The organism is Streptomyces sp. NPDC096046 (assembly GCF_040303285.1).
Classification (GTDB): Bacteria; Actinomycetota; Actinomycetes; order Streptomycetales; family Streptomycetaceae; genus Streptomyces.
This window is the reverse complement of sequence record NZ_JBEOSZ010000036.1, coordinates 34151-46070: the sequence shown is the minus strand read 5'-3', so window position 1 is coordinate 46070 and position 11920 is coordinate 34151. Positions and strand designations below refer to the sequence as shown.

Annotated in this window: 9 protein-coding genes; 7 read left to right on the top strand and 2 right to left on the bottom strand. The window is 71.5% G+C overall.

The window, feature by feature from the left end:
- Positions 1–51 precede the first annotated feature (51 nt).
- From ABTX62_RS26660 to ABTX62_RS26645, 4 genes are all read left to right on the top strand, one after another.
- Positions 52–618, top strand: a complete 567-nt coding sequence (locus ABTX62_RS26660; protein ID WP_352118585.1) for a DUF4365 domain-containing protein — start codon at positions 52–54, stop codon at positions 616–618.
- On the top strand, positions 615–1838 hold the full coding sequence (locus tag ABTX62_RS26655; RefSeq protein ID WP_352118584.1) for a hypothetical protein: 1224 nt from the start codon (positions 615–617) through the stop codon (positions 1836–1838). The genes ABTX62_RS26660 and ABTX62_RS26655 overlap by 4 nt, the downstream gene beginning before the upstream one ends.
- A 92-nt stretch (positions 1839–1930) precedes the next feature.
- Positions 1931–3907, top strand: a complete 1977-nt coding sequence (gene thrS / locus ABTX62_RS26650; protein WP_352118583.1) for a threonine--tRNA ligase — start codon at positions 1931–1933, stop codon at positions 3905–3907.
- Between the two features lie 66 nt (positions 3908–3973).
- The gene (locus ABTX62_RS26645; RefSeq protein WP_352118582.1) at positions 3974–4534 is read left to right on the top strand and encodes an HIT family protein; all 561 of its coding nucleotides are present in this window, start codon (positions 3974–3976) and stop codon (positions 4532–4534) included.
- A 138-nt stretch (positions 4535–4672) separates the two neighbouring features.
- On the opposite strand, the gene ABTX62_RS26640 is transcribed toward ABTX62_RS26645, so the two are convergent.
- Together ABTX62_RS26640 and ABTX62_RS26635 are read right to left on the bottom strand one after the other, a co-directional pair.
- A complete protein-coding gene (locus ABTX62_RS26640) occupies positions 4673–6340 on the bottom strand; it encodes an AbeC-like domain-containing protein (protein ID WP_352118581.1) in 1668 nt (555 codons plus the stop codon).
- Between the two features lie 171 nt (positions 6341–6511).
- A complete protein-coding gene (locus ABTX62_RS26635) occupies positions 6512–8710 on the bottom strand; it encodes an elongation factor G-like protein EF-G2 (protein ID WP_352118580.1) in 2199 nt (732 codons plus the stop codon).
- A 216-nt stretch (positions 8711–8926) separates the two neighbouring features.
- Here ABTX62_RS26635 and pgsA point away from each other — a divergent pair, with 216 nt between their 5' ends.
- From pgsA to ABTX62_RS26620, 3 genes are read left to right on the top strand one after another with little or no spacing between them, the layout of a single operon-like run.
- Positions 8927–9691 carry a phosphatidylinositol phosphate synthase gene (gene pgsA, locus ABTX62_RS26630; protein ID WP_352118609.1) on the top strand — a complete coding sequence of 255 codons (765 nt, stop codon included), beginning with the start codon at positions 8927–8929 and terminating at the stop codon, positions 9689–9691.
- On the top strand, positions 9688–10596 hold the full coding sequence (locus ABTX62_RS26625) for a phosphatidylinositol mannoside acyltransferase (RefSeq protein ID WP_352118579.1): 909 nt from the start codon (positions 9688–9690) through the stop codon (positions 10594–10596). Before pgsA ends, ABTX62_RS26625 begins: the two co-directional genes overlap by 4 nt.
- A complete protein-coding gene (locus tag ABTX62_RS26620; RefSeq protein ID WP_352118578.1) occupies positions 10593–11756 on the top strand; it encodes a glycosyltransferase family 4 protein in 1164 nt (387 codons plus the stop codon). Before ABTX62_RS26625 ends, ABTX62_RS26620 begins: the two co-directional genes overlap by 4 nt.
- Positions 11757–11920 lie beyond the last annotated feature (164 nt).

Genomic DNA, 11920 nt, shown 5'->3' with positions numbered 1-11920 from the left:
CAGTTCAGCGGCCCGCAGCGGGGAAACACTTGTTCTGGAAGGCTGTTGGCCATGGCCATAGCGCAGCCCGAACGGGGCGGGCTGCTGCCCGAGCGCACGGCTCCCTCCCGCGGCACACTCGCCGTCACCGCCTGCATGGAGACCTTGCAGGTCGGTTATCTGCACGCCGTCGCGGCAGCCGCCGGCTGCTCGCTGTCCCAGCCCTTTCCCGACAACGGCATCGACTGGCACGTCAGCCACAGCGCACCCGGGCACACGGTCGACGACGAGGTCACCGTCAAGGTGCAGCTCAAGGCCACCTACCAGGTGCCGCCCGGCCCACCGGGCCGCACCTTCTCCTTCACGCTCGACAACGACCACCTGGCGAAGCTCGCCCGCACACCCGTGTCGGTGCACAAGATCCTGGTGGTGATGCTGGTACCGCGCACCCAGGACGACTGGCTGCGCGCCGGCCACGACCGGCTCGACCTCAGGCACTGCTGCTACTGGACCAACCTCGCCGGACAGCCCATCACCGGCCGCCGCCGCACCACCGTGCGCATACCGACCGCGCGCATCTTCGACGACCGGGCCCTGTGCGAGATCATGACGCGGGTCGGGACGGGAGGGAAACCGTGACGCACCGCCCGACCGAGGAGCCACTGAGGCCCGTGCGGCCCCACCCCGTGGACACTCCCTGGAGCGGCTCTCCGCCCGAGCCCGTCGACGTCGACCCGGCCGTGCTCAGCGCCCTGCTGCGGCGGCACGGCTGGCAGCGACGCGGCGGCGCCCCGGGGCGCTACGGCCGCTGGACGCCGCCCGGCCCCGGTGGCAGCGGCACCAGCCTCCTGGTTCCCGAGAGCCGGGCCTTCCCCGACAGCGACGACCTGCTCGGCGAGGCCCTGCTCGCGCTGTCCCGCAGCGGCACGCCGTCGGCCCGCGAGGTCCTCGTCTCCCTCGCCGTGCCCAGCGACGAGATCCGCTGGTGGCAGGACGTCCCCGCCGGACCCGCCGGCACCGCGCCCTGGACCGTCGAGGACCGGCTGCGCGGCGCCGCCGGCAGGATGCTGCTCGCCGCGGCCCTCGCCACCCGCGCCCGGGCCGGATACCACGGTGCCCGCCACCGCCGCTCCGCCGCCGCGGCCCTGCGCCACGTCCTCGTCGGCTCCGCCGCCGGCGGCCGGCTCACCGCCTTCGTGCCTGTCGCCGCCCGTCCCCTCGCCGTCCGTCTTCACCAGGCCCTCTTCGCCGCCCGCGAGGCCATCGACTACCAGCGCGCCACCGGTGGCATGGACGCCTTCGACGCGGCGGTCGAGGCCGGGGTGAGCCACGAACTCACCGAGGCCCTCGTCGCCCTCGTCCGGGGTACCGAGGGAGCCCGGATCGCCGTCGAGTGGGCGCCGGCGGCCGGGGTGCCCGAGGGCTGCGCGCCCTGCGCCGAACCCGTCGAGTTCTCACCCGGCGACCTGGCCGTGCTGCGCGAGGCGGGCGCCCGCTACCTGCGGGAGGAACCCGCAGTGCCGGTGCGGATCACGGGAGCCGTGGTCCGGCTGCGCCGGTCCGGGCCGCGCGGCGAGGGCACCGTACGGCTGCGGGTGCTCGCCGGGGCCGATGTGCCGAACGTCCGCATCACCCTCGACGAGGAGGCGTACCGGATCGCCGGGCACGCCCACCTCGTCGGGCTCCCCGTGCGGGTGCAGGGCCGCCTGGAGAGCCGGGGCGGGTTCCGCCGCCTCACCGGCGCCCACGGCGTCGTCCCCGTCCAGGTCGACGACGCCGAGCGGGACCGGCTGATGAAGGAGCTGCACGAGAACCTCGACTTCTTCGAAGAGGCCTGCGGAGGTGACTGCGGGGACTGATTTCGCGAAGGGCGGTCCCGGGTCGGTACGATCCTTACTCGTGCGCGCGCTCCGGTATGGCGCCCGCAGCCCCCTTCAGTCAGGAGAGACCGGTGTCAGACGTCCGTGTGATCATCCAGCGCGATTCCGAGCGGGAAGAACGCGTGGTGACGACGGGCACTACGGCCGCCGAGCTCTTCGCCGGTGAGCGCTCGATCATCGCCGCCCGCGTGGCCGGCGAGCTCAGGGACCTGTCGTACGCCCTGTCCGAGGGCGACGAGGTCGAGGGCGTCGAGATCTCCTCCGAGGACGGCCTGAACATTCTGCGCCACTCCACCGCGCACGTCATGGCGCAGGCGGTGCAGGAGCTCTTCCCCGAGGCCAAGCTCGGCATCGGTCCGCCCGTCAAGGACGGCTTCTACTACGACTTCGACGTCGAGAAGCCGTTCACGCCCGAGGATCTCAAGGCCATCGAGAAGAAGATGCAGGAGATCCAGAAGCGCGGGCAGAGGTTCTCCCGCCGGGTCGTCACCGACGAGGCCGCCCGCGAGGAGCTGGCCGGCGAGCCCTACAAGCTGGAGCTGATCGGCCTCAAGGGCTCCGCCTCGTCCGACGACGGCGCGGACGTCGAGGTCGGCGCCGGTGAGCTGACGATCTACGACAACCTGGACGCCAAGACCGGCGACCTGTGCTGGAAGGACCTCTGCCGAGGCCCCCACCTGCCGTCGACCCGTGCCATCCCGGCGTTCAAGCTGATGCGCAACGCGGCCGCCTACTGGCGCGGCAGCGAGAAGAACCCCATGCTCCAGCGCATCTACGGCACCGCCTGGCCCACCAAGGACGAGCTGAAGGCGCACCTGGAGTTCCTCGCCGAGGCCGAGAAGCGCGACCACCGCAAGCTGGGCAGCGAGCTCGACCTGTTCTCCGTCCCGGAGCAGATCGGCTCCGGCCTCGCCGTCTTCCACCCCAAGGGCGGCATCATCCGCCGGGTCATGGAGGACTACTCGCGACGCCGCCACGAGGAAGAGGGCTACGAGTTCGTCTACACCCCGCACGCCACCAAGGGGAAGCTCTTCGAGACCTCGGGCCACCTGGACTGGTACGCCGACGGCATGTACCCGCCCATGCAGCTCGACGAGGGCGTGGACTACTACCTCAAGCCCATGAACTGCCCGATGCACAACCTGATCTTCGACGCGCGCGGACGTTCCTACCGTGAACTGCCGTTGCGCCTCTTCGAGTTCGGGACGGTGTACCGGTACGAGAAGTCGGGCGTCGTGCACGGCCTGACCCGGGCCCGCGGCTTCACCCAGGACGACGCGCACATCTACTGCACCCGTGAGCAGATGTCGGAGGAGCTCGACAAGACGCTCACCTTCGTCCTCGGCCTGCTGCGCGACTACGGCCTGACCGACTTCTACCTGGAGCTGTCCACCAAGGACCCGGAGAAGTTCGTCGGCTCCGACGAGGCCTGGGAGGAGGCGACCGAGACGCTGCGCCAGGTCGCCGAGAAGCAGGGCCTGCCCCTGGTGCCCGACCCGGGCGGCGCCGCCTTCTACGGCCCGAAGATCTCCGTCCAGACCAAGGACGCCATCGGCCGCACCTGGCAGATGTCGACCATCCAGCTCGACTTCAATCTGCCGGAGCGCTTCGACCTGGAGTACACGGGTCCGGACGGCGCCAAGCAGCGCCCCGTCATGATCCACCGTGCGCTGTTCGGCTCGATCGAGCGGTTCTTCGCGGTGCTTCTGGAGCACTACGCGGGCGCCTTCCCGGCCTGGCTGGCCCCCGTCCAGGCGGTCGGTATCCCGATCGGCGACGCGCACGTCGACTACCTGGAGAAGTTCGCCGCGGCGGCCAAGAAGAAGGGCCTGCGCGTCGAGGTCGACTCCTCCTCCGACCGCATGCAGAAGAAGATCCGCAACGCCCAGAAGCAGAAGGTGCCCTTCATGGTCATCGCGGGCGACGAGGACATGTCCCACGCGTCCGTGTCCTTCCGCTACCGCGACGGCTCGCAGGAGAACGGCATCCCCTTCGACGAGGCCATCGCGAAGATCCAGAAGGTCGTCGAAGAGCGCGCTCAGGTCTGACGCCACGGTGTACGGGCCCCCGGGGAGACCCCGGGGGCCTTTGCCGTCCCCCCAGCTCGACGCCATATGCTGCACTGCATGACGAGTGAGCCGGAGCAGCAGCTGGGAGTGGGGACGCAGGACGCGTTCCAGCGACTGTGGACGCCCCATCGGATGGCCTACATCCAGGGCGAGAACAAGCCGACCGGCCCGGGCGCCGGCGACGGCTGCCCCTTCTGCTCCATCCCGGCCAAGTCCGACGAGGACGGGCTCGTCGTCCACCGTGGCGAGCAGGTCTACGCGGTGCTCAATCTCTACCCGTACACCGGCGGGCACCTCATGACCGTGCCCTACCGGCACGTCGCCGACTACACGGACCTGACGGCGGGGGAGACCGCCGAGCTCGGCGAACTCACCAAGCAGGCGATGACGGCCCTGCGCACGGCCTCCGGCGCACACGGCTTCAACATCGGCATGAACCAGGGCTCGGTCGCCGGCGCGGGCATCGCCGCGCACCTGCATCAGCACATCGTGCCCCGCTGGGGCGGCGACACCAACTTCATGCCGGTCGTGGGTCACACCCGGGTGCTGCCGCAGTTGCTCGCCGACACGAGGAAGATGCTGGCGGAGGCCTGGCCGACCGCTTGATTCCGGCGGGTGCGGCATCCTCAGCCCGTCCGGCCCTCGAGGACGAGGCCGTTCAGGCCGACGGGGGGCTGGGGGCGCAGGCCCCCAGGGCTCCCAGCCACCGCCGGCCCGCGGCTGATCGGCTCGACCGCCGCAGGCCTACGCGTCGTAGACGTCGGCCTTCTTCGGCGCAGCGTCCTGAACCGCCCCGCTGAGCGCCGCGGACCTGGACCCGAACTTCTCCACGTCCACCCCGTTCTCCCGCAGCACCTTCAGCGCCGCCGCGTGCACCACCCGCAGCACGGGCGTGGCCGCGCGCAGCGCGTCGTCGGCCATGAAGCGATGCCGCCACGGCTGGTCGGCCCACGCGTGCCGCAGACCGAACGGCTCCGGCAGCGTCAGGCTGCCCCCGAGCCAGTTCAGCAGCGGCGGATACCAGGTCAGCGGGGCGCGCGCGGCGAGCCGGACCACCTCGTCGGCATCGATCAGCGGCATCTTCACGGTGCGCGTCTCCCAGAAGCGGAAGGCCTTCTGGACCGTCTTCTCCTTGGCCGCCGGCTTCTCGTTGAACAGCGGGTTGACCGGCCCCAGCGCGTGCCCGGTGACCTCGATGCGCAGGGTGTCGTGCAGCACGGTCACCGTGATCAGCATCGTGATCACCAGGTGGCCGTCCCACAGGGTCCACTGCACGCCCAGGTAGTGCCGGTCACCGCTGCCGAACTGCTGCTTGTTGCAGATGTCCTGGACGGCGTGCGTCCGCACCGTGTACGCGTCGACGTCCGTGCCGCTCGGCCGGGACACCTCCGTCGCCTTCTCGCCGATCGGCGTGACCACCCAGTGCGTGATGGACGGCTTGGGGAAGCCGCCGGTGTTGATGGACGTGCGCTCCAGCATGCGCAGACCGCCCTGGATCGCCACGATGACGTCCCAGCTGCGGAAGGGGTGGAACTCCTTGCCCGGCTCGGCGGAGACCAGCTCCTCGGCCAGCTGCCAGCTGCCCCACCGCGTGCCCATGCCGAGTATGCCCTTGGGGCCCGCGTAGAAGACCGAGTTGGACCGCTGCTCGGCGGCGAGGCGGGCCAGTTCCTTGCGGACCTGCTCGGCCGCGTCACCGGGGTTGCCGGGAACGGCCTCGGGGATCTTGGCGCCCACGCCGCCGCCCGACAGCATGCTCGACCAGCGGTCCCGCAGGTCACGCGCGGTCCGCTCACAGATCTGCTTGGCCCAGAACCAGCCGACGACCGGCATGATCACCGCCGCGCGTCCGTACAGGGCCCAGAAACCCGTGAACGGCATGCGGATCAGGAACAGCACGGCCAGCGCGCCCACGGCGAGCAGCAGCGTGGTGGCGAGGGCGCCGGCCCGCTTGTCCTCGCGCCTGGTCATGGTGGAGCGCAGCGTGAAGACCAGCAGCCACACGAGGAAGCCCGGCAGGAAGAGCACCCCGCAGATCACCGTGATCGCCGAGAGCCAGTTGTCGCGGTCGCGGCGGATGCGGTGGGCCGCCAGACAGTGCTCCACGACCACTTGGGGCTCGATGCCGAAGGACTGGATGACCGGCTTGCGCCCGGCGCCCAGCATCCGGTCGATCACCGCGCGGGAGAAGGCCTCGCCGAACCTGGGGCGGAAGATCTTCGCCCAGGAGCGCGGCGGGGTCACCTTGGACTGGTGCCACTCGTTGTCGGCGTTCAGGATCTTGGTGACCTCGTCGTCCCGGTACGCCGCCGCGGCCAGCGCGTAGGTCGCCGCTGTCTGGCCGCTCGCACCCGCCAAGGGCACCTGGGCCCCCGGGCTGAAGTCGAATCCGTCCGTCACTGCCGCCCCCATCGCTGCCGCATCCGCATCTGCGGCCTTCCCGACTTCCGCGCTCCGCACACCTGTTGATCAGGTCATCAGCGTATCCGTCCGCACCGGCGCGCGGGGGCGGGTGGCCCGTCAAGCCGCCCACCCCCGCGCAGGGGAGCCCCCACAAGGGCACTTGGTGGCGCCCGGCGCCACCTACGAGGCCTTGCGCTCCTCTTCACGCACCCGGTCCGCGACCTGCTGCGGCATCGGCTCGTGCCGCGCGTACCGGCGGCTGAACCCCGCGGTGCCGTGCGCCATCGACCTGAGGTCGATCGCGTACCGGCCGATCTCGATCTCGGGCACCTCGGCCCGGATCAGCGTGCGTCCGCCGGGTGTCTGCTCGGTACCGAGCACCCGGCCGCGCCGCCCCGACAGATCGCTCATCACGGCGCCCACGAAGTCGTCGCCGACCAGCACCGACACCTCGGCCACCGGCTCCAGCAGATGGATCTTCGCGCCGGCCGCGGCCTCCCGCAGGGCGAGCGCGCCGGCCGTCTGGAACGCGGCGTCGGAGGAGTCCACCGAGTGCGCCTTGCCGTCCAGGAGGGTCACCCGGACGTCGATGAGCGGGTACCCGGCCGCGACGCCCCTGGCGGCCTGGGCCCGTATGCCCTTCTCCACCGACGGGATGAACTGCCGGGGCACCGCGCCGCCCACGACCTTGTCGACGAACTCGATGCCGGAGCCGCCGGGCAGCGGCTCGACCTCGATCTCGCAGATGCCGAACTGCCCGTGCCCGCCGGACTGTTTGACGTGCCTGCCCCGGCCCGCCGCCTTGGTCGCGAACGTCTCGCGCAGGGACACCCGGTGGGGGACGACGTCGACCTGGACGCCGTACCGGCTGCGCAGCCGCTCCAGGGCGACGTCGGCGTGCGCCTCGCCCAGGCACCACAGGACCACCTGGTGGGTGTCCTGGTTCTGTTCGAGCCGCATCGTCGGGTCCTCGGCCACCAGCCGGGCCAGGCCCTGGGACAGCTTGTCCTCGTCCGGTTTGCTGTGTGCCTGGATGGCCAGCGGCAGCAACGGGTCGGGCATCTGCCACGGCTCCATCAGCAGCGGGTCGTCCTTGGCGGACAGGGTGTCGCCGGTCTCGGCACGGCTCAGTCTGGCCACGCAGGCCAGGTCGCCCGCGATGACGTGCGACACCGGGCGCTGCTGTTTGCCGAACGGCGTGGACAGGGCGCCGATCCGCTCGTCGACGTCGTGGTCCTCGTGCCCGCGGTCGGCCAGCCCGTGCCCGGAGACGTGGACCGTCTGGTCGGCGCGCAGGGTGCCGGAGAACAGCCGGATCAGCGACAGCCGTCCCACGTAAGGGTCCGAGGACGTCTTCACGACCTCCGCGACCAACGGAGCGTCCGGATCGCAGGGCGTGAGCTCGCGCGGCGTGCCGTCGATGGTCGTGACCCGCACCGTCTCGTGCTCCAGCGGCGTCGGGAAGCCCCGCGTGATCAGCTCCAGCAGTTCCACGGTGCCGAGCCCCTGCCGGGCGCCCTCGCCCGCCGGGGCGGCGGCCAGCACGGGGAAGAAGACCCCGCGCGCGACGGCCCGCTCCAGGTCCTCGATGAGTGTCTTGACGTCGATCGGCTCCCCGCCGAGGTAGCGGTCCATGAGGGTCTCGTCCTCGCTCTCGGCGATGATCCCCTCGATGAGCCGGTTGCGGGCCTCCTCGATCAGCGGCAGCTGGTCCTCGCCCGGCTCGGACTCCTTGCGCTCGCCGGCCGAGTAGTCGAACAGCTTCTGCGACAGCAGCCCGATCAGACCGGTCACGGGCGCGTGCCCGTCGGGAGTCTGGGGGCCGTGCAGCGGCAGGTAGAGCGGCAGGACCGCGTCGGGGTCGTCCGCGCCGAAGGCCTCCGCGCAGTTCCGGATCATCTCCTCGAAGTCGGAACGCGCCGACTCCAGGTGCGTGACGACGATGGCCCGGGGCATGCCCACGGCCGCGCACTCCTCCCACACCACGCGGGTCGAGCCGTCCACGCCGTCCGAGGCCGAGACGACGAAGAGGGCCGCGTCCGCCGCGCGCAGACCGGCCCTGAGCTCTCCGACGAAGTCGGCGTATCCGGGGGTGTCGAGCAGATTGACCTTGATGCCGTCCCACTCGACCGGTACCAGGGACAGCTGGACCGAGCGCTGTTGCCGGTGCTCGATGTCGTCGTAGTCGGAGACGGTGCCGCCGTCCTCCACACGGCCCGCCCGGTTCACCGCCCCCGCCGTGAGTGCGAGGGCCTCCACCAAAGTGGTCTTGCCCGAGCCGGAGTGGCCGACCAGCACCACATTCCGTACGGACTGAGGGTGGTCGGCCGCTCGTGCCCTGCCGGCGGCCCCAGGGTGTGTCTGTGCCTTGTCGCCCATGATTCTGCCTCCCGTGCACGGTGAGGTCACTGTGGGCGCGGACATGCCGCCCGCGTACGGTGGCGGCTCCGGCGACGCCCGCGGTTCTTCGAGCTTTCCACTCCGGTCACGGTGCGTCCATACGAACGACGTGATCCCGCCTCCCACCAGCGACGCGCCGGTTTCACCGGAGGGGTCCCGGTGCCCGCCCCTCGCCCACGCGCGCGCGTGACTACGATGGGCCAGCCGGTGGTCAGCAGGGGCCATGCGGCGCCACCGACCCTCGGGAAGGCCATGCTGAACAAGTACGCGCGTGCATTCTTCACGCGTGTCCTCACACCGTTCGCCGCGTTTCTGATCCGCCGGGGCGTGAGCCCCGACACCGTCACGCTCATCGGCACCGCCGGTGTGGTCGCGGGCGCGCTGGTCTTCTACCCCATGGGCGAGTTCTTCTGGGGCACGGTCGTGATCACGCTCTTCGTGTTCTCCGACCTCGTCGACGGCAACATGGCCCGCCAGCTCGGCCGCTCCAGCCGCTGGGGCGCCTTCCTGGACTCCACGCTCGACCGGGTCGCCGACGGCGCGATCTTCGGCGGCTTCATCCTCTGGTACGCCGGCGGGGGCGACGACCTCGTCCTGTGCGCCGTCTCGATCTTCTGCCTGGCCAGTGGCCAGGTGGTGTCCTACACCAAGGCCCGGGGCGAGTCGATCGGCCTGCCGGTCGCGGTCAACGGGCTCGTCGAGCGGGCCGAGCGGCTGGTGATCTCGCTGGTCGCCGCAGGGCTGGCGGGCCTGCACGCCTTCGGTGTGCCGGGCATCCAGTACCTGCTGCCCGTCGCCCTGTGGATCGTCGCCGTGGGCAGCCTGGTGACGCTGATCCAGCGGGTCGTCACCGTCCGCCGGGAGTCCGCGGAGGCCGAGGCCGCGCAGGACGGCCAGGACACCCAGGACCATGGGGACGAGCAGCGGAACGCCTCTCACGGGAGCGAGGCGGCCACGTGAGCACCCATGACCGGCTGACGGACGCCCTGTACGGCCTCGGCTGGAGCACGGTCCGCAAGCTCCCCGAGCCGGTCGCCGTACGGCTCGGCCGGACCATCGCCGACCTGGCCTGGAAACAGCGCGGCAAGGGCGTACAGCGCCTGGAGAGCAACTACGCGCGCGTGGTGCCCGGCGCGAGCCCCGAGCGCCTCGCCGAGCTGTCCCGCGCGGGCATGCGCTCCTACCTGCGCTACTGGATGGAGTCGTTCCGGCTGCCCGCCTGGAGCCCCGAGCGCATCAGGGCGGGCGTCGACGTCAAGGACCTGCACTACCTGCAGGAGGGCATGGCGGCGGGCAAGGGCGTCATCCTCGCCCTGCCCCACCTGGCCAACTGGGACCTCGCCGGCGCCTGGGCCACCACCAAGCTGGGCATCCCCTTCACGACGGTCGCCGAGCGCCTGAAGCCCGAGACGCTCTACGACCGGTTCGTCGCCTACCGCGAGGGCCTCGGCATGGAGGTCCTGCCGCACAGCGGCGGTACGGCCTTCGGCACCCTGGCCCGGCGGCTGCGCGACGGCGGCCTGGTCTGCCTGGTCGCCGACCGCGACCTGTCGGCCTCGGGCGTCGAGGTGGACTTCTTCGGCGACACGGCCCGGATGCCGGCCGGACCCGCCCTGCTCGCCCAGCAGACCGGCGCGCTGCTGCTGCCCGTCACCCTCCGGTACGACGACTCGCCCGTCATGCGAGGCCTCGTCCACCCGCCCGTCGAGGTTCCCGCAACGGGCACGCGCGCCGAGAAGACGTCCGTGATGACCCAGGCGCTGGCCGACGCCTTCGCCGCCGGGATCGCCGACCGTCCGGAGGACTGGCACATGCTGCAGCGCCTGTGGCTCGCGGACCTCGATCCAGCGAAGGGATCCATGTGAGGATCGGCATCGTCTGCCCGTACTCCTGGGATGTGCCGGGAGGCGTCCAGTTCCACATCCGCGACCTCGCCGAGTACTTCCTCCGCCTCGGCCACGAGGTCTCCGTCCTCGCCCCGGCCGACGACGACACTCCGCTGCCGCCGTACGTGGTCTCGGCCGGGCGCGCGGTGCCGGTGCCGTACAACGGCTCGGTGGCCCGGCTCAACTTCGGCTTCCTGAGCGCCGCCCGGGTGCGCCGCTGGCTGCACGAAGGCGCCTTCGACGTGATCCACATCCACGAGCCGACCTCGCCCTCGCTGGGCCTGCTGACCTGCTGGGCCGCCCGGGGGCCGATCGTGGCCACGTTCCACACCTCCAACCCGCGCTCCCGCGCGATGATCGCCGCGTACTCGATCCTCCAGGCCGCCCTCGAGAAGATCAGCGCCCGGATCGCCGTGAGCGAGTACGCCCGCCGCACCCTGGTCGAGCATCTCGGCGGGGACGCCGTCGTGATCCCCAACGGTGTCGACGTCGACTTCTTCGCCGAGGCCGAGCCCAAGGCCGAGTGGCAGGGCGACACCATCGGCTTCATAGGGCGCATCGACGAGCCCCGCAAGGGACTCCCCGTGCTGATGAAGGCCCTGCCGAAGATCCTCGCCGCGCACCCCGGGACCCGGCTGCTGGTGGCCGGACGCGGCGACGAGGAAGAGGCGGTGGAGTCCCTGCCCGCCGAGCTGCGTTCCCGCGTCGAGTTCCTCGGCATGATCAGCGATGAGGACAAGGCCCGCTTCCTGCGCAGCGTCGCCCTGTACGTCGCGCCCAACACCGGCGGCGAGAGCTTCGGCATCATCCTGGTCGAGGCCATGTCCGCCGGAGCCCCGGTTCTCGCCTCCGACCTGGACGCCTTCGCCCAGGTCCTGGACCGGGGAGCGGCCGGTGAACTGTTCCCCAACGAGGACGCGGACGCCCTGGCCGACGCGGCCGTGCGCCTCCTGAAGGACCCAAAGCGACGAGCGGAGCTGCGCGAGCGGGGGAGCGCCCATGTACGGCGCTTCGACTGGTCGACCGTCGGCGCGGACATCCTGTCCGTCTACGAGACGGTGACGGCCGGTGCGGCGGCGGTCGCCGAGGACGAGCGCACGACCGGGCTGTGGGGGCGGCTGGGGTTCGCCCGGGACTGATCGCCGGGCACGGCGGGTCCGCTTCGCCCCCGCGCGCCTCCACCAGCCCGCGCACCTCCAGCCCGCACACGTTCCCCTCCGTACACCGCGCGTTCCGCACACCGCGCGTTCCGCACACCGCGCGTTCCGCACACCGCGCGTTCCGTACACCGCGCGTTCCGCAC